Raw genomic sequence first — 26,702 nt, 5'->3', positions numbered from 1 at the left:
ATTATTTTCAAATTATTAAAAAATAATTTTTTTTACCTTTACGAATTAAAGAAAATTCATTATTATAACTCTCTTTTTTTGTGGCAATAAATTCATAACTAGTTATTAATTTATTATTTACATAAATTGATTTACCATCTATTAATTCTCTTGCGATTCTTTTAGAATCTACTATTTTTGATTCTACCAATAATTCCACAATATTTTTTTCTGTACAATTTGTATGATAATTTGGCACAGAATTAAAAGCTTCTTTTAATTCTTCATTAGTTAATTCTTCAATTTTATTATTAAATATACATTGAGAAATTTTTAAAACTTTTTTTAACTCTTCATTTCCATGAATTGTTGAAATTAACTCATTTGCAAGTTCTTTTTGAGCTATTTTTTTAAATGGTTCTTTTCTATGGTTATCATTAATTTCTTGAATTTCATTAAGTGTTTTAAATGAAAGAAATTTAAATAATTTTTCTATTTCTTCATCTGTTTGATTAATTAAAAATTGATACATTTCATATGGAGATGTCAAATTTTTATCAAGATAAATGGCTCCTTTTTCTGATTTACCAAATTTTGTACCATCTGATTTTGTTAGTAAATTTAATGTTATACCGCATGCTGTATTATTATCACCTTCTTGTCTTCTAATGTAATCAATACCTGCAGTTATATTTCCTCATTGATCTGAGCCACCAAGTTGTAAACTAACATTTTTATTCTTGTACAAATAATAAAAGTCATATCCTTGAAGAATAGAATATGTAAATTCTGTAAATGAAATACCTGTTTCTAATCTTTTTTTTACTATTTCTCTTTCTAAGATATGATTCACATTAATTGTTTTTCCTATATCTCTTAAAAAATCTAGTACATTCATATTTTTGTATATTTCAAAGTTGTTAAATACTTCAGCGCCTGAAAACTGTTTTAGTTGTTTTTCTATTGAAGTTATGTTTTTTTTGATAATGTCAGTATTTAATAGAACTCTTTCGCTTGTTTTTCCACTTGGGTCACCAATCATTCCTGTTGCTCCACCTACAATAGCAAATGTTTTAAAACCATTATCTTTAAATCTTTTTAAAATTGATATTGCTACATAATTACCAAGATGCAATGAGTTTGCTGTAGGGTCAAATCCAATATAAAGACTTTTATCTTTTTTTTTGAAAAAATCTTCAACTTTTTTATCATTAGTTATATTATTTATAATTCCACGTTCTTTTAATTCATTTAAAAAGTTCATAGTAACTCCAAAATAGTTAACATTATTATATTTTATCCTTTAATTAATTAATAATATTAACTATTATTTTAAAATAATTAACTTTTTATTATATCTTTTCATTGTCTTGGATATAGAGTGGGTGTTTTATTAGTTTTTGTAAAAAAGAATGTATTAAATTCTTTGTTATTATAAACAAACTTTTTAATTTTATAATTTTGTGCAAAAACATTTTTAATTATTGTTTGAGCATCATTTAGTTCATCTAAATAATTTATTGATTTTGGAAAAATAAGTGTAGCACCAATTTTGGATAAAGGAAAACATATTTCTATTAATATTTTTAAACTTGCCACTGCTCTGCAAGTTATTAAATCAAAACTTTCAGTAAAAATTTTTGAGCAATTTTCAACTCTATCATAAATAATTTTTACATTTTCTAAATTTAATTCATTTGTCAAAATTTGTAAAAATTCACATTTTTTTCTATTAGATTCAATGATAGTTAAATTTATATCATTAAAAATTATTTTTAAGACAATTCCAGGTATTCCAGATCCTGAACCTATATCTAATAATTCTTTTATTTTGCTAAAGTCAAAACCTATATATGGAATTATGCTTTCATAAAAATATTGTGAAAAGATTATGTCATCTTTATTCAATCTAGTTAGATTAAATTTTTTATTATATTCATTTAAAAGAACAATATATTTATCAATTTTTTCCATTATGTATTTTTCATTTTTAATGTTGAATTCTTCTTTTATTTTTTTTATAAATTCATTTCTATTCATAATTATTTTCTATTTTCTAAATATAGTTTTATATTTATTAAATCAGGTAAATTAATGCCACTTATTCTTGATGCTTGATCTAAACTTAAAGGTTTTACTTTATTTAATTTATCTATAGCTTCTAAAGAAATGTTTGGAATAACATTATAATCCTTGATTAAATTTAGTTTAATATTTGACATGTTTTCCATTTGCTTAATATCTTTTTTTTGATTAATAATATATCCCTCATATTTAATTTTAATATCAATTTTTTGTCTTCAAAATTCATTCAAATTATATTTTTTATCAAAGAATGGCAAAATGTCATTAATGCTATATTCTGGTCTTTTTAAAATGTCATATAAAAATATATTTGTTTTTTTAGATTCAAATTTTAAACCCTTACAATCAGATAGTGTCATTTTTTTTAACTTTTCTATTATCTCATTAACTTGATCTAAATTATTTAAAAAATTTTGATACTCTTTATCTGAAATTAATCCTAATTCATAACTATATTTATATAATCTTTCATCTGCATTATCATTTCTTAATTCAAGTCTATATTCAGCTCTACTTGTTAATAATCTATAAGGATCTGTAATTTCTTTTGTTACTATATCATCAATCAAAACCCCTATATATGCTTCATGTCTTTTTAGAACAAAAGGTGGTCTATTTTCAAGTTTACATATTACGTTTATTCCTGCCATTAAACCTTGACACGCAGCCTCTTCATATCCGCTTGTTCCATTAATTTGTCCTGCAAAAAATAATCCTTGTATTAGTTTTGTTTCTAGAGTTGGGAATAATTGAATTGGATTAATTGCATCATATTCAATAGCATATGCATACTTTTTAATAACAGCTTTTTCAAAACCATCTAAACTATGAATGATTTGTTCTTGCACATCCTCTGGCATAGAAGTGGATAACCCAGCTAAATACATAGTATCTAATTTTAATGATTCTGGTTCAACAAAAATTTGATGTCTTTCCTTATCACTGAATCTAACAATTTTATCTTCTATTGATGGGCAATATCTTGGTCCTGTGCCTTTAATATAACCACTGTACATTGCAGATCTTTTTAAGTTATCATTAATAATTTTATGTGTATGCTTATTTGTATGAACTAGATAACATGGTAATTGTTTTTCGTAAGGTAAAAATATAGGATTAAAATGAGTGAATGAATGTTTTTCTTTGCTTCCTGGTTCCAATTGCATTTTACTAAAATCAATTGAAGATTTTAGAATTCTAGCTGGTGTACCAGTTTTTAATCTAATAGTTTTAAATCCCACTTTTTTTATTGAATTTAAAAGATTAACAGAATTCTGAAATCCATCTGGTCCTTTTTTAATTTGTTTTTCCCCTATATGGATAGTAGAATCTAAAAATGTTCCTGTTGTGATTATTAAATATTTTGTTAAATATTTATTTGACTTTGTAATAATACCTTCTATTTGACTATTAGAAATTATTAAATCAATAACTTCTTCTTCAATTAGTATAATGTTTTTATTTTCATTGATTAAATTTAAAAAATACTCATTGTATGCAATCTTATCAATTTGTGCTCTTAATGCTCATGTTCCAGCACCTTTAGAACTATTTAATAATTTCATTTGCAATTGTGTAGCATCAGCTGCTTTGCCTTGAATGCCACCAAGTGCATCAATTTCTCTTGTGACTACTCCTTTTGCAGGACCTCCAATTGATGGATTGCAAGGCATATTTGCTACTAAATTTTTATCTAAAACAAATAATCCAACTTTAAATCCTTTTTTACTAAGTATGAAAGCAGATTCTAAACCGGCATGGCCTGCTCCAATTACAATGCAATCAAATTTCATAGTTACCTCATTCTTAACTAATCAATTTTAAAACAAATATACTATAATAATTTAATTTTTATGCATTCTTAAAAAATTATAATGCCTTGAATTTTAATTAAATAAAGTTTGCATGACTGATATTTTATCATCATTTCTTAAATATAATTTTGTTGTATTTATATTATCATGACCCATCATTAATGATAATTCATATATTCCAATATTATTGCTTATGCAGTGTGTTGCAAAACCTCTTCTAAACATATGAGGGGTAAGATTTTTATTTAAAACTTTGTTTCCTAATAATTTTATTTTCTTATAAAGTGATTTATAACCAAAATGAAATATTTTAGTTGATCCATTTGTTTTGCTAATTACATTATTAAGAATTTTTGTTAATGATGGAGAAAGATAAACTAGTCTTTCTTTGTTATTTTTTCCTTTTATTATTATTTTATTATCCTTAATATCTAATGAATTTATTGATAGCAATTCACTACTCCTAATCCCAGTTTCAAATAAAAGTCTAATCATTAATATTTTTAATCAATTCACTCTTTTTTTGTTTAATACATAATTTAATATTTTTTGATATTCATCAATTGATAAATAATCACAAACAATTTTATTTTTTTTTGGCAAAACTATTTCTGTATATCTTTTGTCTTGTTTATAATAGTAAAATTTTTTAATGGCACTTAAAATTACTCTCTTTGTATTATTAGAGATATTTGGAAATTTTGATAAAGCAATGTTATAATCCATATTTGATTCATTCAATAATTTTGCATATTTATAATAGACATTACAAGTTAAAATGCTATATCCCTTAACACTATGTAATCATATTAAATATTTATCCATTTGCTCTCCTATATTTTTTATTATTTTTAGTTAATTTTATTTATGCTGCTTTAATAATTTTTTATCTCCTATATATAAAGACGTGGAAAAATAATGAAATTGTAATTTTTTTTGAAAAAATAATAATATTTTTTCATAATAACTTAAATGTTTATAATTAATAAATAAAATGTAATAATAACTTTATTGTTCTAAGTAACACAATATTACAAAATTAATTTTTATGTTTTAATATGATAAAAGTAGAGTAGAGGAAAAAGTATGAATAATAAAAAAATATTATTAGGAAGTCATGTTGGATTTAAAAATCCATCATATATGTTAGGAAGCGTTCATGAAACATTATCATACAATGCTAATTGCTTTATGGTTTTTACAGGACCACCTCAAAATTTTAATAGAAAAGAAATTGATAAAAAAAATGTGAATGATTCAATTTTATTGATGAAGCAAAATAATATTGATAGTGCAAATATTATTGTTCATGCACCATATTTGATAAATCTTTGTTCAGACAAAGAATCTACAAGATTATTAGGAATTGACAAACTTTGTATTGAAGTTGAAAGAACTGCTCAAATTAAATCTAATAAAATTGTGTTACACCCAGGTAGTAGTCTTTCATTAAAAAGAGATATAGCTATTCAATTTATTGCAGAGGGGATAAATAAAGTTTTTGAAAGAATTAATAATGATGTCATTATTTGTATTGAAACAATGGCAGGAAAAGGAACAGAAGTTGGTGTAACTTTTGAAGAATTAAAACAAATAATTGATTTAGTTCAAGATAAGTCAAGAATTGGAGTGTGTCTTGATACATGTCATATTCATGAAGCAGGATATGACATTAGTAATGTTGATTGTATTTTAGATGAGTTTGATAAAATAATTGGTTTAAATAAGCTTTTAGTTATTCATCTAAATGATTCAAAAAATGAAAGAGGTGCTCATAAAGATAGGCATGAAAATATAGGTTTAGGAAAAATTGGTTTTGATACATTGGTCAAATGAGTTCATAATGAAAGAATAAATAGTGTTCCAAAAATTTTAGAAACACCTTATTATAATGAAAAACCTATTTATAAATATGAAATAACAAATTTAATATCTGGGGAATTTAAAAAATATGAGTAATAATAAAGAATTGAATCAAAGAAAAACTAAACAAGAAAAAATTATTAATAAATTAGGTAAAGGTAACAGAGTTACAAATACTAGACTTGACATAATAGAATGCTTATCAGATGGACATCATCAACACACAGCAAATGACATAGTTATGCATTTGAGAAAAAAACATAATAATCTAAATGTAGGAACTGTTTATAATAATTTAAAAGCTTTATTAGCACAAGGGATTATTGATGTTTATCCAAATTATCAATCTCAAAATCAAAGATATGAATTAGTTGATAGAAATAATTTTCATATTCATGTAAGAGATTATCAAGCAGATACTGAAGAATATGAAACTATACCAAATAATTTAGTAAATGAAATTACTAATTTATTTGTTGAAAAAGGTTATGAAATTCATAATTTAAAAATTGAAGTACTTGTTAAGAAAAAATAATTTTTATAATAGATTTTAAAAAAGTCAGTGATTGTATTCACTGACTTTTCCCTGAATGAAATATGAAGTGCAACATCATAATAGCACAACTTATAACTCATAGCCAATAAAATGGTTATGAGTTATTATTACCTTTCTATATAATGTTTATTTATTTCATAACTTGATTTAAAACCAAACATTTTTCTTGGCATGAGGTTTATCCTATTTTGTAGTCTAACTACATCATCATCTGTTAATAAATCAAAGTCTGTTCCTTTTTTATAAAATCTTCTAATAATACCATTAGCATTTTCATTGCTTCCTCTTTGAAATGAAGCATATGGTTCACAATAATAAATTTTGCAATTTAATCAATAGGCAAGGATTCCTATTTTATTAAACTCAATTCCATTATCTATTGTGATTGTTTTTACTTTTAAATTATTTTGTTCAACTAGTTTTTTAATTGTTGAATTTATTGTAAAAGAATTTTTATTTTTGACTTTAATAATATATGTCATTCTTGTAACTCTTTCTACTAGAGTTAGCAAATTACTATATCCAGCTTTTCTTTTTCCAATAATTAAATCTGCTTCAAAATGTCCATATTCTACTCTTTTTTCTATTTTGGAAGGTCTAGCTCAAAAAGGAAATACATATTTTTCATCAAATTTAGAAAACATACCTTTATGTCTTTTTCTTCCTTTTACATATCCTTTTCTAAGTCTATCTGACCTTTTTAATTTTCATCTATTGGATTTTATTCAATTAAAAACCTGTCTAGAACTTGGTGTTTTGACACAAGGATAATTTTTTTTAATATAATGACAAGTTGCTTCAACTCCATGATCTATTTTTCTAAATTTATCTAAAAATAGATCTGTAAAGCTTTTGTATCTATCAAGATAAAAAGCATGAGAATTTCATTTTCTATTTAAATATTTTTTATGAGCGTTATTAGAATTATATATTCCACAAGATTCATTTCTTTTTAATTCTCTTGATATTGTAGATCTATGTCTATTCAATTCTTTTGCAATTGAGTTTAAAGATCTTTTTCTTGATAGAACATAAATTCAATTATTGCTCTTTCTTTTTCTGATAAATGGTTGTATAACATAGTGGGTGTCTCGCTGTTGTGGAAAACTAAGGGCACCTTTTTCTTTTGTCCTATTTTATGTAAACAAAAAAAATGAAGTGCACATATATTTTACAATATGTGTTGCACTTCATATTTCAATCGAGCAAAAGTCAGTGATTGTATTCACTGACTTTTTTAATTGGATAATCTTTGACAAATAATTTTATTTATATCATTAATACTTATTAAATAATCATTACTTAATTTTTTATAAGAATAACAACTAATAGATTCTAGTTTGCATATTTGAATTATTGATTCAAAACTATACTTATCATTATCATCTAAAAATATCATAATTTTAGATAATCCAAAAATAATTCTATTATGCATTTGATCTATAAAAATATTAGTAGAATTATTTGATGGAATTTCTGTAATAATTAAATTATTACTATTAATTATTTTTGAATATATTTTAGAGTTTTTCATTTTATTATCTATTCCATTTTTATATATGCAAATAAAATTAATATTATTCTTCATTAATAAATTTATTAATTTTGAATTATTATAATCAACAACATACACTGCCTTTTTTAATTTCAGAATATTATCTATGATGTTTTTATCGTTGCTGTATCCATAAACACCAATCATTTTTTTAGATAGTAAATCAAAATTTCCATATCAAAATAATGAAAATGGAGGCTTATAGATTGTTTTTAATTCATCTGGATAGTTTTTATCAATTACAGATATGTAGTTAGGTAATAATTTTGTATTTTCATAATATTTCTTAGGAACAACTTCTTTATCGCTAAGAGCATAATAGATTTTTTCTCATTCTCCAAAATATTTATTTGTAAAGTATAATAGAATTCTTTTCATGTTTATCCCTCCATATTATAAAGACGAAAAAAATTCTAACTTTTATAAAAAAATATTTTTTTACTAAAAATAACATTATTTGTTGAAAGTTCTTAACATACAATGATATGTTTTAAAAAATAAGCTATTTTGTTGAGTTGGAATATAATTTATATTATGAAATTTAAACAGATTTTTAAAAATATTTGATTTTATTTTGTCTTAGCTAATGCAATTGCATTTATTTCATTGATAATTGTCGGCTCATTAACTAATGATTGAACTTACATATATGGTTTTATATTGTACTTACCATTTGGTTGTTTAAGTAGTTATTTGATGTATTCAGCAGCAAAGAAAAAAATTAATAAAACAAACTTATTAATTGTATGAGTAGTTAGATATTTTTTAAAATGTGTTCCTATAATACTCTGTACAATATTATATTCTGTAGATATTTCTGAAATTAATATTATTGGAATCTTAATTGGAGTTATAATATCCTTACTTGAAAGTATAGTTTTTGGCTATTTAAAATACATGAGAGTTGATGATAGCAAGACTTGCTAGATTAAATAGTAGGAAGAAGGTGATGTATTTGGTTTTTTTTAATGATGCTAATGTAGGTGTAGAAAATCAAGATCCTTTTGCTAAATATAATCCATTTAGTGGAACACCAATAATATTATCAATAATCATTGTTACTGTTCTTATTACTATTGCTATATGTTATTATTATTTTTCAATTAAAAAATTAAAAGCTGATCAACCTCCTAAAGGCTTTGCTTTATTACTTTTTATTTTAATAAATTATACAAAACAATTAGTTTTTGAAGTTTTAGGTCCAAGGTTTATAAAATTAACTCCATATTTTTTGACTTTATTTATCTATATATTAGTATCTAACATGATAGGTATTATAGGGTTTGAAAATCCTACAGCAAGTGTTACAGTAACTGTATCAATGGGATTGGTAACATTTATTGGAACATTTGTAATTGGATTTAAATATCAAAGGCTTTCATATCTTAAGAAATTCATTATTGGAATAAATATTAAAAGTAAAAAAACAAATAATAAATACTATGTACCAATAATTATTAATCCACTTGAAATTGTTGGTAGTGTCACACCTTTAATATCTATATCAATGCGTTTGTGAGGAAATATATTTGGTGGGTCAATCATTTTAGCACTTTTTTATTCCATTCCAATGGCGCTTTCTGGAAATAATCCATTATTTCCTCAGCCTCCAAATGCATATGCTTGGCAAATAATTATGGGATTATTTGCTGCTCCATTAAATGCTTATCTTGACGTTTTAACAGGTACAATACAAGCACTTGTATTTGTTTTATTAACGATGGTTTATTGAAAAATGGCATTACCTGAAGATGATAATGAAGCTGACAATTTTAGATTTGTTGATTTTAGTAGTGAATGTTGTGTGGAATTAAAAAGTATATCAAGAGTATAATATATTTGTTTTAAAAAATAGAAATAGGAATAATAGAAAAGGAGTTTTATATGACAAATTTATTGAATGTAATTATAAATCAAATTTCAGATAAAGGTTTAGCTTATCTTGGTGCAGGAATAGCTATGATTGCTGGAATTGGTGTAGGTGGAGGACAAGCATATATTGGTGGTAAAGCAGCAGAAGCAATTGCTAAGAATCCAGAATCAGAATCAAAAGTAAAAATTATGTTAATTATTTCAGCAGCAATTTCTGAAACAAGTGCAATTTATAGTTTGATTATAGCAATTTTATTAATCTTTGTTGCTAATTAAGATTAATAATATTGTTTTTTATTTTTTGTAAAGGAGAGGAATGATGATAAATATTTTAATTAATTTTGTTGATTCATCAAAATTGAAAATTACATCTTTTTTAAATTTATGTAATTCAACTATATTCAATTCTGAAACTACAGCAAATAATTCTCGTCCTGCAATACCTGGTTCTGATGAAATTATTTCTCAAATATTACCAAATGTTTGAGTTCTAGTTGCTCATGCTATTGCAACAATTATTTTGCTTTCATTAATTGTTTGATTAGTATGAAAGCCTACAAAAAAGTATTTGGAAAAAAGAAAAAACCAAATACTAAAGGATATAAATGAAGCAAAAGAAAAAAATGATATAGCAGATAAAAATTTTGAAATATCTAAAAAGGAATTATTAGAATCAAAGCAAGCAGCATCTGCTATCATTCAAAATGCTACAATTGAAGGTGAAAATATTAAAAACAAAATGGAACAAGTTGCACTAAAAAGAGTAAGTTATCTTGAGAGCGAAGCAGATCATAATATTAAAAAACAAGAAGAAATTGCTTCATTAAAAATGAATCAAAAAGCAAGTTTGCTAGCAATTGATATTGCTGAAACATTTTTAAATAAAAAAATTGATAGTGATGAAAATAAAAAAATGATAGATTCTATTTTAAAAGATTTATCAGATGAATCAAAAAAATAGTATTTTTATATATTTTTAAATTATTATGTCAAATGTAGAAAATCAAATTCATCACTATGCATTTGCTTTGTATTCCATTTATGAAGAAAAAGATAAAAAATTTTTAGATGAACTTAATAGTGTTTTTAATTCTTTTTATCATCAAAAAGATATTATTGGAATTTTAAGTTCTAATAATTTAAGTAAACAAGAAAGAAAAAGAATTATTAAAAATATTTTTGAAAATAACATTGATAAATATTTAATTAATTTTTTATGTGTATTAATTGATAATAATTTTATGCACAATGTTTTGTTTATTATTCAAGATTTTTTTACTTATTATAATAGAGAAAAAAACATTGCTTTTTTGAAAATTATCACTCCTTTTCCATTAGAAGATAATATTATAAAAAAAATTATTGATAAACATAAAAACAAATTTAATAAAGAAATAGTTTATACAGTTGAAATAGATAAATCATTAATTGCAGGTTTTAAAATAATTTACAATGACAATAATATTTTAGATTATTCAATAAAAGGCAAAATTGATAATTTAAGACATCAAATAAAAACAACAAAAGGAGAATAGTATGTCAATATCATTAGATAAATTTTCAAGTTTAATTAAAAACCAAATTAAACATTATAAAGATAAAGCTCTTTATAATGAGATTGGTAATGTTATTAATGTTGGAGATGGAATAGCTCAAGTTAGTGGTTTAACAGATGTAATGTTAAATGAGCTTGTTGAATTTGAAAATGGTGTTTTAGGAATGGCTTTTAATTTAGAAGTTAGTTCAGTTGGTGTTGTAATATTGGGTGATTATGAAGACATTAAGGAAAATAGTGTTGTTAAAAGAACTAATAGAGTAGTAAGTATTCCAGTTGGTGATCAATTATTAGGAAGAGTTATTAATTCATTGGGAGTGCCAATTGATGGAAAAGGTAAAATTAATATAACAAATTTTATGCCTGTTGAAAAAATTGCACCTGGTGTCATGAGCCGTCAATCAGTTGATCAACCATTAGAAACAGGAATTTTATCAATTGACTCTATGTTTCCAATAGGAAAAGGTCAAAGAGAATTAATAATTGGAGATAAACAGACGGGAAAAACAACAATTGCAATTGATGCAATTATTAATCAAAAAGGAAAAAATGTTAAATGTGTGTATGTAGCAATTGGGCAAAAAAATTCTACTATAGTTCAAATTAAAAAAACTTTAGAAGATTATGATGCTTTAAAATATACTACAATTGTAAGTTCTAATGCTTCAGATTTGCCTGCATTAAAATATATTGCTCCTTTTGCTGGTATTACAATAGCAGAAGAATGAATGAGCAAAGGGCAAGATGTGTTAATTGTATATGATGATCTATCAAAACATGCTGAAGCATATAGAACTTTATCATTATTATTAAGAAGACCACCTGGTCGTGAAGCTTATCCTGGAGATGTTTTTTATTTACATTCAAGACTACTAGAGCGTAGTGGAAAAGTAAATAAAAAATTTGGAGGTGGTAGTATTACCGCTTTGCCAATAATTGAAACGCAAGCAGGAGATATATCAGCATATATTCCAACAAATGTAATTTCGATTACTGATGGTCAATTATTTATGATGTCCAATTTGTTTAATACAGGACAACGTCCTGCTATTGATGCTGGGTTATCTGTATCTAGAGTTGGAAGTGCTGCACAAATTAAATCTATAAAAAAAGTTTCTGGTAGTTTAAAACTTGAACTTGCTCAATTTAGAGAATTAGATGCATTTAGTCAATTTGGTAGTGATCTTGATAAAGAAACAAAAGATATTTTATCGCATGGTAAAAAAGTAATGTTAATGATAAAACAAGGTCAACATAAATTACTATCACAAGAAATAGAAGCGTTGTTATTATTTTCTATAAAAGAAAAATTTATTAAATGAATACCTGAAAATTCAATTGAAAATTTCAAAGATGAAATAATTAAATATTTTGATGAAAAGCATCCAATTATCAAAGAGTTGAAGGACAAAAAAGATATTACTGAATCATTGCAAAAACAAATAATTAATGAATTTGACGTTTTTATTAGAAAATTTATTACCACTATAAATGATTATCCATATGAATTTACTGGATTAAAATAATATTTATGTCTTCTTTAAATGAAATAAAAAAGAAAATAAAAGTGGTTGAGTCAACTTCAAAAATAACTAATGCAATGAAATTGATAGCTACATCAAAATTAAAAAAACAAAAAGATTTATTTTTTGCAACACATCAGTATTATTCTTCAATGTATAAAATTTTTGGAGAAATAATAAAGGACATTGATGATTCAGAATTTAGAGTAAAACTTGACAATGATATTACAGTTTGAATTGTTTTTACATCATCTATGGGTTTATGTGGAAGTTATAATATCAATATAATTAAACTTTTAAAAGAAAATATTAAAAAAAATGATTTAATCATTATTTTTGGAAGAAAAGGATCAAGTATATTAAAAAGTAAAAATATTGAAAATGAAATTATTATGAATCTTGAATTAGATGATAAGAATTTGAATTTTGATCTTTTTGATTTGTTAGCATTAGAATTAATTCTTTTATATAAAAATAAAAAATTTAGTAATGCAAAAATAATATATACAAAATATGTTAATTCTCTTGTTTTCGAACCAACAATATATAATTTAATTCCATTTGATAAAAATCATTTTGATGGTTTATCTAAACCAATTTCTGGTGGTTATTATGTATCTGAACCTAATGCTCAAAATTTATTCAAATTTTTATTTGAAAAGTATATTTCTTCTATTTTGTTAGGTACAATTACAGAATCAAAAATATCTGAAAATGCATCTAGAAGAAATGCAATGGAAGGTGCTACAAAAAATGCAAATGAACTAATTAATAATTACAAACTTAATTATAATAGAGTTAGACAAAGTGACATTACACAAGAAATTACAGAAATCATTTCAGGAAGTAAGGTAGGTGAATAATTATGGCTACATCAAAAAAAGTCACAGCGAAAAAAACTAGTATAGATATTAAAACTATTCCAAATGTTAAAATATCTTCTAAAGTTAAATCTGACATTGGATATATTTACCAAATTTTTGGTCCTGTTATTGATGTTAAATTTTCTAGTGGAAATATTCCAAGAATTAATGATGCTCTAATTGTTAAAAAAGATGGAAAAAATATTGTATTAGAGGTTTCACAAATAGTTGGTGATGATGTTGTTAGATGCATTTCAATGTCAGCAACTGAAGGATTAAGTAGAGGTTTAGAAGCTCTTAATACTCATAAAACTATTCAGGCTCCTGTAGGTAAAGGGGTTTTAGGAAGAATGTTTAATGTAATTGGTGAACCAATTGATGACAAGCCAATGCCTAAAAATATTGAGTTTGAATCAATTCATAATAAATCTCCATCTTTTCAAGAACAATCAACAAAAACTGAAATTTTTGAAACAGGAATAAAGGTTATAGATTTATTAGTTCCATATATTAAAGGTGGTAAAATTGGTTTATTTGGTGGTGCTGGTGTGGGTAAAACAGTATTAGTTCAAGAACTAATACATAACATTGCTACTGGACATGGTGGGTTGTCTATCTTTGCAGGAGTTGGAGAGAGAACTCGTGAAGGTAATGATTTGTATCATGAAATGATTCAAGGTGGAGTTATTGATAAAACAGCTCTTGTGTTTGGTCAAATGAATGAACCACCTGGGGCAAGAATGAGAGTTGCATTAACTGCTTTAACAATGGCTGAACATTTTAGGGAAAAAAATAAGCAAGATGTTTTATTATTTATAGATAATATTTTTAGATTTACTCAAGCTGGTAGTGAAGTTTCTGCATTGTTAGGAAGAATACCTTCTGCTGTTGGCTATCAACCCACTTTAGCTTATGAAATGGGACAACTTCAAGAAAGAATTACATCTACTAAAAATGGATCAATCACGTCTGTACAAGCTGTTTATGTTCCAGCAGATGATTTAACAGATCCTGCTCCAAGTACAACATTTGCTCACTTAGATGCAAAAACAGTTCTTGATAGAAAAATAGCTTCTTTAGGTATTTACCCAGCTATTAATCCATTAGAATCAAATTCAAGAATGTTAGATCCAGAAATTGTAGGTATTGAACATTACAAAGTTGCCAGAGAAGTACAAGCTATTTTACAAAAATTTGAAGAACTTCAAGATATTATAGCAATTCTTGGAATAGATGAATTAAATGATGAAGATAAGTTAATAGTTAATAGGGCTAGAAAAATTCGTAATTTTTTATCACAACCATTTTTTGTTGCTGAAAAATTTTCTGGTAAAGATGGAAAATATGTTTCAACAAAGGAAACAATTAGGGGTTTTGGAATGATTATTAATGGAGAATGTGATGATATTTCTGAACAACATTTTTTGTATGTTGGAAGTATTGATGATGTCTTAAAAAAACATCAAGATTCAAAAGTTGATAAAGTAATAGAAAAACATTTTGGTAATTAAGTATGGAAAATACTTTAAAATTAAAAATAATTACTCCTACCAAAATAGAATTTGATGATTATATTTCTTTAGTTTCTTTTAATACAATTGATGGTATTACTGTTTTACAAAAAAATTATGCTCCTACTATTGGAAGTGTATGTGTTGGTAAAATCCATATAACCACAAAAGATAAAAAAATAGTAAAAATAATTGGCAAAGGAGCTTATATTATTTCTGATAATAATTTAGAAATTATTACAGGTTTTCTTTTTGATGACAATGATCATAATATACATCTTGTTGAAATGCAAAAAATTAATGCTGCAAAGCAATTAACTGAAAAAACAAACCACCTTGTAGATTTTAGTCAAAGTTTAAACATTACTAAAATTATTCAACAATTAAAAGGAAAATAAGATATTATCTTATATTATGGTTAAATTTGAATCAGTTGTTAAAAATATTGATGATTCCATTACCACTAATGGAATCTTTTTTGTTTTGGACAAAAATAAAATCAATTATATTTATAGTGATAATAAAAAGCAATTAGCAGATATATTTAGTATTATTACAGGTTTTTATAAACCTAATATTGGTGGATTAATTTATGATGATTATGATTTAAATCAATTTAATTTGAGTGATAAGTTTTTTTTCATAAGAAAAAATATCTCAATAATATGTCCTTTTAATTCAGATGACAAAAATATGACTGTTATAGATTACTTATTGTTTCATAGTGTTTGCATATTTGAAAAAAAACAAGATAGAATTTCAATAATCAATCAGTTACTTAAGGAATTTGATTTAGATTATTTTAAAAATACAAGAATTAAAATGTTATCAAATAAATTAATAATCAAATTAATGTTAGCTAGTGCAAAATTATCCAATCCAAAATATTTATTTTTTTATGGTATTGAGCAATATATTTCTACAATAGATTCTTATTTATTTTTTGTGGATTTAATTTCGCAAAATTTTAAATTAGAAGATATTACTTTAACAATTTTTGTTAACCAAATCCCAAATAAAAAAACTGGAGAAAAAATTAATATAAAAATAATTAATCTTGATGATTTATCAACAACAAATGATGAATTATTAATAAGAGATAATAAACTTTTAGAACATAAAGATTTTTCAGGGAATTTTTTTAAATTATTTTTTTGACTTTTTAAAAAAAACTTCTTTTTTAATTTTTTAAATGTTGTTTTGTTTGTTTTTCTTGGTTTACTTTTTTCCCTGTCATTAGTTTTTTTATTTGAGGGAAATTCAAATAGAATATTTGTGATATTAAGTGTTGTGTTTTTGAGTTGTATTAATTTTATATTTTCAGTATATTCTTCTATAGCAATATATAAAAATATTAAAAATAATTTATTTTTAATAACTAGGTGAGGAATTAATATTATTGAATGCCTTTGGTTATTAATATTACATATATTTTTTTTATCATTAATGTATTCTATATTATGATTATTACCATTAATTATTGGACAATTTGTTTTTCAGATTAGTATTAATTGAGTTTTATCACTAGCTTTATTATTATTTATTTTATTAACAAGTTCTTTAACACTAATTTTATTTTTCATTATTAATAATAGAAAGATGGTAAAGAAGTATGATGAAAATTGATAAAACAGTACATAAATTATAAAAATTGTAAAAATATTTTATGCATTAAATTTTTAATGATATAAAATAAAAAGTGATATTTTTTATGTGTATTGATATAAATTATATTAATAGATTGTATTTTATATAGAGGAATTGATATGAAAAGTTTTAAAGCTAAAATTATTGATGCAATTGGAATTCATGCAAGACCAGCTGCTGCAATTGTTAAAGTATCAGGTAAATTTGAATCAACTATATCTATAAAATTATTAGAAAATGATAAAATTGCTAATGGTAAATCAGTAATTAATTTAATGTCTCTTGGTGCAAAAAAAGACAATAAACTTGAAGTAATAATTACAGGTTCTGATGAGGATAAAGCACTAGAAGAAGTTAAACAAGTTATGCTTGATAATAAGTTGATTGAGTTAATATAAAACCAAATTAAATTTGGTTTTTTTTATAGGTATTTTTATGACTTTTTCTCAAAATGTAAAAGAAGAAATAACAAGAAATTGTTATTCTAATAATCAATTAAAATGTATACTATCAGCATTTCTAAAAAATAATATTACAATAAATATTTCTAATAATAAATTATTATATGAAACAAAAGTAAGAAATAATTGTATTATTAGATTTATTACAAAATCATTAAGTTCTTTATACAGAATAAATAAAACACTTTATTTTTCAAAAGATTCAAAATTAAATAATTTAACTACATATAAATTAGAATTTGAAGGTGACTTTAATAAGATAGAAAATGAATTATTTATTTTTAAAGATCCAACTTTTTTGTTACAAACTATAGAAGATAAACAAGCATTTTTAATTGGAGCTTTTTTAAGCGGTGGTAGTGTGAATAACCCTTCAAGTAGTAATTATCACTTTGAAATTAGAAGTCATAATTTTGATTTAATTGAATATGTTAAAAAAATAATAAGTGAATTAGGTGTTGATGCTAAAATCATGAAAAGAAAAAATATTTATGTTTTGTATGTTAAGAAATCTGAATATATTTCAGATTTATTAAAATACATGAATGCATCAGAATCAATGTATATTTATGAGGATAAAAGAATTTATAGAGATTATACAAATCAAATGCAAAGACTTAATAATTTAGACATTTCAAATCTTAAAAAAACTGTTGATGCATCTATTGATCAAGTTAAATGAATTAATGAATTAATTGCGCATAAGGAAATATATAATTCATTAAGTGAAAAGGAAAAAATATTTTGTACTTTAAGACTTAAATATCAACAAGCAACTTTAAATAATTTAGTTTATCATTACAAAAATGAATTTAATTTAGTTGTTACAAGAACAGGGTTAAATCATTATGTAAGAAAAATTAGAAATATTTATAATAAAATAAAAAAATAAATTAGTTATTTAACAGAATAAGTTAGTTAATAAATGTAATCTACTTATTTTATAATTATAGTTATCACTAGGAAAAATATGTCAGTAAATAATATTAATTTGTATAGAAAATATCGTCCACAGTCATTTAATGAAATACAGGGTCAAGAATTTGTAGTGAGAACTTTAAAAAATTCTATTATTAATAACAAATTGTCTCATGCATACATTTTATCTGGATCACGTGGCGTTGGAAAAACATCAATTGCTAAAATTTTTGCAAAAGCTCTTAATTGCTTAAATTCTATAGATGGTGATTGCTGCAATAAATGTAATAATTGTTTATCTATTAATAATGCTATTTCTTTAGATGTTGTTGAAATAGATGCAGCTAGTAATAATGGTGTAGCTGATGTTAGAAATCTTATTGATAATATTAATTATTTGCCTATTTCATTAAAGTATAAAGTTTATATAATTGATGAAGCACATATGCTTACAAATGGAGCATGAAATGCATTGTTAAAAACAATAGAAGATCCTCCAAAACATTTACTATTTGTATTTGCAACTACTGAACCACATAAAATACCATTAACTATTATTTCTAGATGTCAAAAGTTTTCTTTATATAATTTGTCATTATTTGAACTTGAAAATATGATAAAAAGAATTTGCGAAATTGAAAACATTAAAATAAAAAATGATGCAATAAAAAAAATTTCTTATATAGCAGATGGATCTGCTCGTGATTGTTTAACTCTTTTGGGTCAAATTGATACATATACAAATTCTGACATTACAGTTGAAGCTATTAATCAAGTTTTTGGATTATTGGATTTAGATAAAAAGATTGAGTTTATCAATAATATTGTTGGATGTAAGTTTGAAAAAATAATTGAAAGTATTAAAGAATTTGAATTTAAAGGAATTGATTTTTATCAATTAGCAATTGAAATTATAGAAATATTATTTGATAAACTAATTTATGAAAAAACAAATAATGATACTTTATTAAAAGTTTTGTCAAAATTAAATTTAGGTTTAATTGTTATTGATTCAAAGCAACTTGTTAAGTTAATAGAAGTTTGGCAAGATGGTTTGTTTAAAATAAAAACTAATTCTAATCCAAAATTTTATTTTGAATTAACATGTTTAACTGCAACAAAAGTATTTGATTTTGATTTATCAATAAACACTTCATCAATAGATTACAACAAACAAACACAAATTAATGATGAAGATTTAAAAATTAGTTCAAATAATATTACTCCTGAAATTAAGGTTAGTTTAGATAGTCAACCAATTAAAAAAGTTAGTGAAGGTGAGTTTTCACAGGTTTTATTTGATAATGTGGTTACTAAAAAAATTTATGGAAATTCTAATGAAATTAATAATATTAATTACATAAAATTATCAAATAATAAGACAGAAAATAATTCTCTTGAAAAATTAAGTAATATTTCTGAATCTATTGTAGAAAAAGAAAAATGCGTTGAAAAAAATGTTGATCATATTTCAACACCTGCTGTTTTAGATGTATCTAATATTATTAAAAAATCAATTTCTACAACTCCTTTTTTTGAACCTTCAAATGTAAATGATGTTATTAATAAAACTTTAGAGAAAAATTCTTCTAAAAAAAAGAAAGTAGATGAATTTAAAGAAGTTAATTTATTTAATATGCAGTTTGATGATTTGGATCAACAATCTAGTGATTTAAATGTTAAAGAGGAAATTGAACAGGTAACGAATGTTGAAGAAAACAAAATAAAAGATGAACAAACTAAACTAGTTAAAGAAGATAAATTTGGTGAAAGACAAAAAATAATTGATGATTTTAAAAATAATTTAAAAACTATTACTAGAAATACATCTATTACAAAAGTTAGCAAGCCAAATGAATTAGAAAAAGGTACTATAAATAATGTTGTAAATATTATTGAATATGGCAATGATCAAAAGTTTAATATTTTTTGTAAAATAGCAGATAACAAAAATAATGATGTTAAAGAAAAAATTAATACAATATTTTTAACAATCAAAGATAAGATGGCTAAAACATTAGAAGAAGGTTATTTTGTAAATGCTAGTAAAATCTTGCTTGCATCAAATAATGGGGTAATTATTTTATTTGATGAGCAAATTGCTTGTAAAAATTTAAATTCAAATTCAAACAATGTAAATTTTTTGAGGTATTTAAAAGAGAAATTTAAAGGTGTATATTTGTTTTTAGCACTGACAAAAAATGAAGCCCAAGATTTTGCAAATAAGTACAAAGAATATTTAAAAGAAAATAATAGATTAGATGATGTTAATATTGATGATTTATTAGATAAAATAAATAAGAAAGAAACAATAAAAGATTTAGCTGTTAACATGCTAGGTGATTTAATTGAGGAGGAATAATAATTTATGAATATGCAAAAAATTTTAGCTGAAGCTAAAAAAATGCAAGCAAGTCTTGATAAAAAAATCGCTGAATTTGATTCTAAAGAATTTGAATATAATTATAAAAATTATATTTCAATAAAAATTAAGGGTAATTTAGAAATAATTAGTATTTCTATAGATAATCAATTAGTTGATCCTGAAGATAAAAATATTTTGGAAGAAATGGTTGCTGAAGCAGTAAATGAAGCGGTTAGTAAAACAAGTGCTGAAAAAAATAAAGTTACACAAATTGCAATGCCAAAAATGCCATTTTAATTTAATATGAAACCAAAAGAATTTGAATATCTTGTTGATGCATTAAAATCATTGCCAAGTATTTCTTTAAAGTCTGCAAATAAGATAGCTTACTATTTATTGAAATCTGATGAAAAATATTATAATGATTTCATATCAAGAATTATAGATGCAAAAACAAATATTAAGCAGTGCATGTTTTGTAATAACTTAGTTTCTAATTCATATTCTTGTGATATTTGTAGAAATATAGATCGTAGAAATAGACATATGTGTATTGTAACAACAGTTGATGATTTATATAAAATTGAATCATCTGAGTCATTTTATGGAATTTATTATGTTTTAGAAAATGAGCTAGATTACAAAAATAAAGAATCTTTAAATAACATTAATTTTGAAAAACTAATGAATACAATTAATAAATTCAATATAAATGAAATTTTATTAGCAACTAATTTAACTCCAAATGGTGAACTTACAGCAAGTTATATTAGAAAATATTTAGTGGAACAAAATTTAAATATTGAATTTTATAGATTAGCTACAGGAATACCATTAAATTCTTCAATTGATTATATTGATTGAGAATCTTTGAAATTTTCTATAAAAAATAAAACAAAAATATAGTAATATATTGAAAAGATATATGGAGGTTGGTGCAGGAAATGAGTGCTTTAGATATCTTCATGCAAATTATTGGATATTTAGGAGCTGTTGGTATTGCTATTTTCAGTATGCCACAACTTATAAATCTAATTAAAACAAAAGATACTACACATGTTAATGCTTGATTATTTGGACTTTTAGCAGTAAGTTCATTATGTTTTATGGTTTCAGGATTTTATAGTTTTGCTGGAATGTTACAAGAAAAAGGAATAAATGGCGCAGCCTTTCAATTAGCTGTTTCTATTGCAAACTTCTTTTCATGTTCAATTGCAACTATTGTTTTAATTTTTAAATTGGTTATTAAAATTAAAGCTAAAAAATTAAATATGACAGAAGCAGAATATTGTAGTCAAAAGACAAACAAGTAAAAATTTAAACAATATTTTTAAGAGATTGAAAAATCTCTTTTTTAATGTAAATTATGAGAATAACTTATATATATAAGTTTATTTATTATAAAGTTATTTACCCATATAAATGTGTATATGTGAAGCTGTAATAAAATTTATAGTGTAAATTCAAACTCAATCACAATATGTTGAGATTATTATTAAGAGTAGGAACCAAAATTATGATAGGTAATAAAGTTAAAAAGATATTATCTATAACTGGTGCTACAATAGCAGTTTCTGGTGTTGGATTAGGTGTAGTTATAGATCATCTCAAAAATAATAAAGATTTAAATAATATTCAGTTAAATACTATCTCTCAAAATATTTTAAAATCTGGAGATAATATTTATAATTTGTCTGCTGCACTAATTACAAAAGAAATTACTGACACTTACTATAAATTTAGATTAGCAATTGCTGGAACAAATGGTCTTGTTGTTTCTAACAGAAATTTTTATGAAATTTATAATAATAAAACATATGTGAATAAACCAAAATGAGAATCTGAAACTAGTTCGTATGTGTATACAGTAGAAAGAACTGATGTTGAAAAGATTGTTTCATTTTCATATGATATTCAATTGCCAAATACTGATAAAGTTACAATTGTTGCGAATGATTTTGTTGTAAGACCAATTTTTAAAAATAATAAAATTGTATTAACTCCTAATTTAAAATATATTACTAATGCAATAGAAATTATTGATGTTGATTTTAGTGACTCAAATTACAAGTATTATGATTCTTTAAAATTGATTTGAGAAAGAAAATATAATATTCCTGGAACAGTATTCAATCAAATAGAAACATCACTTTTTGATAGTGAAAAAGTTTTTAATAAAGAATTTTGTGGTAAGTACATTAAGGTCACAGCAATAGAAAATATTTTAGCTCCAATTGGTTTATATAAAAGTGGAGAATATCAATTTGCAAATTTTGAAGTTGGTAAAATAACTAGTAACATTATTAATATAAAACCTGGAATGTTAAGTCAATATAAATTGAATTATGAATTTGTTGATTTTCATACAATAAGTTTAAAAGCATCTTTTATTTCAAATAGTAGTCAAAAAGAAAATGATTATGAAATTTGTTATTGAGAATTTAGAAAAAATTATGGAGATTGAAAACAACTAAGTACAAGTCAGAAAGATCTTTTAGAAAAATATGATTTGAATAATACTGTTGAATATAGATTTGTTTATAGATTAAAGAATGGAAATGATTTTGATATTTCATATTCTAATGTTATTTCTTTTGATGGAATAAATGATTTAAAAATTAAAAAGAAAAATAATGTTCTTTTTGTTGATTTACCAGAATTTATTAATAAATATGATGTTGATTATAAATGATATGTATCATCTGATGATTTAAATTATTCAGAACTTGATAATTCTTCATATGAATTATTAATTAATGAAAAAGATAATCTTTATTATAAATTGGTTTTAAATTCATCAAATGTCTTTAACAATTTTGAGTTGCCATCATTTCACATTCAAAATGAAGTAATTAACGAGAAAACAGAAGTAGAATTTTACAATTCTTTTGTAGATGCAATAAGTGTAAGAGCAAAATTAAACATAACAACTGATAAAGATATTCATTATGTGTGAGGAAGTGAATCAGTAATATTAAAAGATAAAACAGGTGATTCTATTACTTTGCCTAGAGATGCAAAATCTAAAACATATTGAGTATTTGCTGTATGTGGAGATAAAATTACTGAAAAAACATTTTTTGATGTTACAGAAGCTTTTAAACCATATCTTTCTTTAGAGAATGCTGGAACACATATTGTTGCAGAGATCGGAAATAGAAATTTAAAAGATGATTCATTAAGTTATATTTGATATAAATCATTAGATAATAAAAAATTTAACATAGTTGAAAACAATGCAAGTAAAATTTTGAATTTAGAAAAGCACCCTGATGCAAAATTTGTAAAACTGAAATTAACATACATTGAAGATAATGATATATTAATGTCAAGTTCAATTTCTATATAAATTAATTTTAAATCTATAGTTATATACTATAGATTTTTTTATTATTTAATTAATATTATTCTTATCAAAACATTTGAATTTCTTATAAATATTGTATAAATTTTTTAATAGTATCTATAAACATGTTAAATTGGTTATTTATTTTAATAAATTTTTATAATATAATTAATATAGTTGTATTAAATTTTTTGTGAAAGGTTTTGTATGGCAGAACAAAAAATAAATGAAAAAAAAGAAAATCTTAAAGAAGAAGACAAGCAAAGAGAAACTTTAGATTATGAATATGATGCTGAAGAGTTTAGAAAAAACCTCCTTTTATACACTAGAATTATTGATAAGTCTGATGAAATAGTTGAAGTAATTTATAAGTTCATGAATAAAACTTTAGATTCCCCAACTAAAGCTGAAATTGATTTATATAGAAAATCAATAATCATGGCTTTAAGAAAAGGAAACCACAAAAAATATGGTTACCTTTATAAGATTATTGCAAAGAATGTCTATGATTATAAAGAATTTGTTAGAGATGAACAACAAAAAGCTCAAAATCAAGTAATTATTAATCCTAATATTTTTGCTATTTCTTGAGATGATTTACAAGCAAATATCAAAGATAAATTGAGAAATTCTGATTCTGATATGATATCGCCTGCAAGTCTTGAAAGGGCATATAAAGATGAACTTGATAAAGTAAAAAAATTATATGCTAAGTTAAAGGACATGAGAGATAATGGTGTTGATGTTTCTGAAGAAACTATTGATACTACTAGATCTACAATGTTAAAACTTACAGATCTTGTAAACATCTTTATGCTTGAGAATTTTAATGAACTTGAACCAATGATGCAAGAAATTCAAGTTTTTGAAAAATATCATACATTTAGTACTAATAAAGAAAATTCAATTTTTATAGATGCGAATTTTAAAAACATCACAAATTTAGCACCACCAAGAAAAGATAATGATGCTGTGACAAAAAAATATGTTGATGAACAAATTGAGAGAATATTATTACAATTGAAATAAAGTCAAATAGTGGAGATTTATTATGGAAAGAAAAAATATGAATGTAAATAGTGAATTATATGAAAAAATTAAAAGGGAAGCAGAATATACTAGAACTGCTGCTACAAATGTTGTAAATAAAATTGCTGTTGACTTAGTTGAAAGAGAAGAAATTTTAAAATTATCATTTCTTTGTGCAATGGCTGGGGAGTCAATTTTCATGTTAGGTCCTCCAGGGATTGCTAAATCATTGGTTTCAAGAAAAGTTGAAAGTATTTTTAAAAATGCAAAATCTTTTGAAGTTTTAATGAACAGATATTCAACACCAGATGAAATTTTTGGTCCTATTGATATTACTGAACTTAAAAAAGGAAAATATTTAAGAAAAACTGAAGGTTATTTACCAGATGTTAACATTGGGTTTTTAGATGAAATTTGAAAAGCAAGTTCATCTATTCAAAATGCATTGTTGATGATTATTAATGAAAAGTTATTTGTTAATGATGGAAAACCAGTAAAGTGTGATCTTGCTTTAATTATTGCAGCATCAAATGAGTTACCAGAACGTAATAAAGGTCTTGAAGCCTTGTGAGACCGTTTCATTATTAGAGTTGATATGAAACCAATTCAAAATGAAGAAAAATTCTTACAATTATTCACAAATACTGCCAACTTATTGGAAAAACAAAATATTACAGAAGATGAAAGATTTGATTTATCAATTTTAAAGAAAGTTGCAAAAAATGCTGAATATGTAGAAATTCCTAAAAATGTTCAAGCTTTCACTTCTTTATTAAGAGAAAAAATTGTTGCTTTTAATAAGGCTGAATTAGAAAGAAACCCAGAAGCAAATGACTTTGATTTGATTTATGTATCTGACCGTAAATGAAAGAAAATTGGTGGTTTATTAAGAACATCTGCATTTATTAATGGTAGAATGTACGTTGATATCACAGATTGTTTCATTTTAGAAAATGTGTTATGAAACAATCCTACTCAAATTCCTGCTATTAAACAAATGATTAATGATTGTGCAGCTTCTATTGAATATGGTATTGAAGGTAGATATTCATATGCTGTAGATTCATTTAATAAAATTAGAGATACTATAATTGACAATATTGCAATTCATGAAGCAAAAACTGATGTAATTATTAAAGCTTATAGAAATAAAGAAGATGTTTATTATTATTTTATGGATGCAGATAAAAATAAATATTTCTTTAAGAAAGAAGATATTGATAACATTCCAAAAAATGAAAACTTTGAAGTTATGGATTGAATGTTAAGTTATTGTACTGCTGAAGAATTTAAAACTTCTTCATCATCTGTAAATAAAGCATTAGTTAAATATGATGGTACTAATTTCTTCATTTATAAAGACAATGATGAAAATGGTGAAAAAATTAAAATTTATACAAACTTTGAAGAAAAAGAAGTTGATCATTATAGACTTGTTAGACCAACTGTTGAATTCATTAAAGATGTTAAAAATACAGCAACTGCTTTAATTAATAAAATAAATTCTGATGTTGAATCATTAAAGAGTTTAAAAAACAGAAATTTTGAAAATATGACTGCATCTAACTTATTTGTTGAAAACAAAAATCTTGGTTTCTTAAAAGATGCAATTTCAAACTCAATAGTTACTCTTGAAGACATCATAGATAAAATTAAAGATATGTTTGTTTATGTGAAACTTATTAACTATGGATTTACTACAAAAGACAAACAAAAAATTCTTCCTACAATTGATGCCAGTAAATAATATTAATTTTATA

General features: G+C 23.5%; 27 protein-coding genes. 21 read left to right on the top strand and 6 right to left on the bottom strand.

Annotated features, from left to right (window positions below; all coding sequences use genetic code 4):
- Position 1 precedes the first annotated feature (1 nt).
- The 4 genes from tyrS to ACLFO7_RS02980 form a co-directional block, all read right to left on the bottom strand.
- Positions 2 to 1,243: a tyrosine--tRNA ligase gene (tyrS, locus tag ACLFO7_RS02995; protein ID WP_412032039.1), complete on the bottom strand. Its 1,242-nt coding sequence runs from the start codon at positions 1,241 to 1,243 to the stop codon at positions 2 to 4.
- A 77-nt stretch (positions 1,244 to 1,320) separates the two neighbouring features.
- The gene (rsmG, locus tag ACLFO7_RS02990) at positions 1,321 to 2,019 is read right to left on the bottom strand and encodes a 16S rRNA (guanine(527)-N(7))-methyltransferase RsmG (protein ID WP_412032038.1); all 699 of its coding nucleotides are present in this window, start codon (positions 2,017 to 2,019) and stop codon (positions 1,321 to 1,323) included.
- Positions 2,020 to 2,021: 2 nt separating this feature from the next.
- Positions 2,022 to 3,857 carry a tRNA uridine-5-carboxymethylaminomethyl(34) synthesis enzyme MnmG gene (gene mnmG, locus ACLFO7_RS02985; RefSeq protein ID WP_412032037.1) on the bottom strand — a complete coding sequence of 612 codons (1,836 nt, stop codon included), beginning with the start codon at positions 3,855 to 3,857 and terminating at the stop codon, positions 2,022 to 2,024.
- A gap of 93 nt (positions 3,858 to 3,950) precedes the next feature.
- Positions 3,951 to 4,703 (bottom strand): tyrosine-type recombinase/integrase, encoded by a 753-nt coding sequence (locus ACLFO7_RS02980; protein ID WP_412032036.1) that lies wholly within the window; start codon positions 4,701 to 4,703, stop codon positions 3,951 to 3,953.
- Between the two features lie 261 nt (positions 4,704 to 4,964).
- Between ACLFO7_RS02980 and ACLFO7_RS02975 the strand changes: the two genes are divergently transcribed.
- Positions 4,965 to 5,837 (top strand): deoxyribonuclease IV, encoded by an 873-nt coding sequence (locus tag ACLFO7_RS02975; protein WP_412032035.1) that lies wholly within the window; start codon positions 4,965 to 4,967, stop codon positions 5,835 to 5,837.
- Positions 5,830 to 6,276 carry a transcriptional repressor gene (locus tag ACLFO7_RS02970; RefSeq protein ID WP_412032034.1) on the top strand — a complete coding sequence of 149 codons (447 nt, stop codon included), beginning with the start codon at positions 5,830 to 5,832 and terminating at the stop codon, positions 6,274 to 6,276. Before ACLFO7_RS02975 ends, ACLFO7_RS02970 begins: the two co-directional genes overlap by 8 nt.
- A gap of 128 nt (positions 6,277 to 6,404) precedes the next feature.
- On the opposite strand, the gene ACLFO7_RS02965 is transcribed toward ACLFO7_RS02970, so the two are convergent.
- Positions 6,405 to 7,286 carry an IS30 family transposase gene (locus ACLFO7_RS02965; RefSeq protein WP_412032033.1) on the bottom strand — a complete coding sequence of 294 codons (882 nt, stop codon included), beginning with the start codon at positions 7,284 to 7,286 and terminating at the stop codon, positions 6,405 to 6,407.
- A gap of 248 nt (positions 7,287 to 7,534) precedes the next feature.
- Positions 7,535 to 8,230 carry a hypothetical protein gene (locus ACLFO7_RS02960; protein ID WP_412032032.1) on the bottom strand — a complete coding sequence of 232 codons (696 nt, stop codon included), beginning with the start codon at positions 8,228 to 8,230 and terminating at the stop codon, positions 7,535 to 7,537.
- A gap of 156 nt (positions 8,231 to 8,386) precedes the next feature.
- Between ACLFO7_RS02960 and ACLFO7_RS02955 the strand changes: the two genes are divergently transcribed.
- The 19 genes from ACLFO7_RS02955 (at position 8,387) to ACLFO7_RS02865 (ending at position 26,689) form a co-directional block, all read left to right on the top strand.
- Positions 8,387 to 8,779, top strand: coding sequence for a hypothetical protein (locus ACLFO7_RS02955; protein WP_412032031.1), 393 nt, complete (start codon positions 8,387 to 8,389; stop codon positions 8,777 to 8,779).
- A gap of 28 nt (positions 8,780 to 8,807) precedes the next feature.
- Complete coding sequence (locus ACLFO7_RS02950) at positions 8,808 to 9,686, top strand: F0F1 ATP synthase subunit A (RefSeq protein WP_412032030.1); 879 nt, start codon at positions 8,808 to 8,810, stop codon at positions 9,684 to 9,686.
- A gap of 50 nt (positions 9,687 to 9,736) precedes the next feature.
- Positions 9,737 to 10,000 (top strand): ATP synthase F0 subunit C, encoded by a 264-nt coding sequence (gene atpE, locus ACLFO7_RS02945; protein WP_412032029.1) that lies wholly within the window; start codon positions 9,737 to 9,739, stop codon positions 9,998 to 10,000.
- 40 nt (positions 10,001 to 10,040) lie between these two features.
- Positions 10,041 to 10,685, top strand: coding sequence for a hypothetical protein (locus tag ACLFO7_RS02940; RefSeq protein WP_412032028.1), 645 nt, complete (start codon positions 10,041 to 10,043; stop codon positions 10,683 to 10,685).
- A 25-nt stretch (positions 10,686 to 10,710) separates the two neighbouring features.
- A complete protein-coding gene (gene atpH, locus ACLFO7_RS02935) occupies positions 10,711 to 11,259 on the top strand; it encodes an ATP synthase F1 subunit delta (protein WP_412032027.1) in 549 nt (182 codons plus the stop codon).
- A 1-nt stretch (position 11,260) separates the two neighbouring features.
- Positions 11,261 to 12,805 carry a F0F1 ATP synthase subunit alpha gene (atpA, locus tag ACLFO7_RS02930; RefSeq protein ID WP_412032026.1) on the top strand — a complete coding sequence of 515 codons (1,545 nt, stop codon included), beginning with the start codon at positions 11,261 to 11,263 and terminating at the stop codon, positions 12,803 to 12,805.
- A gap of 5 nt (positions 12,806 to 12,810) precedes the next feature.
- The gene (gene atpG, locus ACLFO7_RS02925) at positions 12,811 to 13,665 is read left to right on the top strand and encodes an ATP synthase F1 subunit gamma (RefSeq protein WP_412032025.1); all 855 of its coding nucleotides are present in this window, start codon (positions 12,811 to 12,813) and stop codon (positions 13,663 to 13,665) included.
- A 71-nt stretch (positions 13,666 to 13,736) separates the two neighbouring features.
- Complete coding sequence (atpD, locus tag ACLFO7_RS02920) at positions 13,737 to 15,176, top strand: F0F1 ATP synthase subunit beta (RefSeq protein ID WP_412032706.1); 1,440 nt, start codon at positions 13,737 to 13,739, stop codon at positions 15,174 to 15,176.
- 2 nt (positions 15,177 to 15,178) lie between these two features.
- Positions 15,179 to 15,574, top strand: a complete 396-nt coding sequence (locus ACLFO7_RS02915; protein ID WP_412032024.1) for a hypothetical protein — start codon at positions 15,179 to 15,181, stop codon at positions 15,572 to 15,574.
- 16 nt (positions 15,575 to 15,590) lie between these two features.
- A complete protein-coding gene (locus tag ACLFO7_RS02910; RefSeq protein WP_412032023.1) occupies positions 15,591 to 16,805 on the top strand; it encodes a hypothetical protein in 1,215 nt (404 codons plus the stop codon).
- Positions 16,806 to 16,942: 137 nt separating this feature from the next.
- Positions 16,943 to 17,221, top strand: a complete 279-nt coding sequence (locus ACLFO7_RS02905; protein WP_412032022.1) for an HPr family phosphocarrier protein — start codon at positions 16,943 to 16,945, stop codon at positions 17,219 to 17,221.
- Between the two features lie 37 nt (positions 17,222 to 17,258).
- Positions 17,259 to 18,176, top strand: coding sequence for a DNA-binding protein WhiA (gene whiA, locus ACLFO7_RS02900; protein ID WP_412032021.1), 918 nt, complete (start codon positions 17,259 to 17,261; stop codon positions 18,174 to 18,176).
- 78 nt (positions 18,177 to 18,254) lie between these two features.
- Positions 18,255 to 20,564: a DNA polymerase III subunit gamma/tau gene (gene dnaX / locus ACLFO7_RS02895; protein ID WP_412032020.1), complete on the top strand. Its 2,310-nt coding sequence runs from the start codon at positions 18,255 to 18,257 to the stop codon at positions 20,562 to 20,564.
- A gap of 6 nt (positions 20,565 to 20,570) precedes the next feature.
- Positions 20,571 to 20,864 (top strand): YbaB/EbfC family nucleoid-associated protein, encoded by a 294-nt coding sequence (locus ACLFO7_RS02890; RefSeq protein WP_412032019.1) that lies wholly within the window; start codon positions 20,571 to 20,573, stop codon positions 20,862 to 20,864.
- A gap of 6 nt (positions 20,865 to 20,870) precedes the next feature.
- Positions 20,871 to 21,473, top strand: a complete 603-nt coding sequence (locus ACLFO7_RS02885; protein WP_412032018.1) for a toprim domain-containing protein — start codon at positions 20,871 to 20,873, stop codon at positions 21,471 to 21,473.
- Between the two features lie 38 nt (positions 21,474 to 21,511).
- A complete protein-coding gene (locus ACLFO7_RS02880; protein ID WP_412032017.1) occupies positions 21,512 to 21,880 on the top strand; it encodes a PQ-loop domain-containing transporter in 369 nt (122 codons plus the stop codon).
- A 203-nt stretch (positions 21,881 to 22,083) separates the two neighbouring features.
- Positions 22,084 to 23,916: a hypothetical protein gene (locus tag ACLFO7_RS02875; RefSeq protein ID WP_412032016.1), complete on the top strand. Its 1,833-nt coding sequence runs from the start codon at positions 22,084 to 22,086 to the stop codon at positions 23,914 to 23,916.
- Between the two features lie 204 nt (positions 23,917 to 24,120).
- The gene (locus ACLFO7_RS02870; protein WP_412032015.1) at positions 24,121 to 24,942 is read left to right on the top strand and encodes a hypothetical protein; all 822 of its coding nucleotides are present in this window, start codon (positions 24,121 to 24,123) and stop codon (positions 24,940 to 24,942) included.
- Positions 24,943 to 24,964: 22 nt separating this feature from the next.
- Positions 24,965 to 26,689 carry an AAA family ATPase gene (locus ACLFO7_RS02865; protein WP_412032014.1) on the top strand — a complete coding sequence of 575 codons (1,725 nt, stop codon included), beginning with the start codon at positions 24,965 to 24,967 and terminating at the stop codon, positions 26,687 to 26,689.
- The last annotated feature ends 13 nt before the right edge of the window (positions 26,690 to 26,702 follow it).

The organism is Malacoplasma muris (genome assembly GCF_046774425.1).
GTDB lineage: Bacteria > Bacillota_I > Bacilli_A > Mycoplasmatales > Mycoplasmoidaceae > Malacoplasma > Malacoplasma muris.
This window is presented reverse-complemented; position numbering and strand designations above follow the sequence as displayed.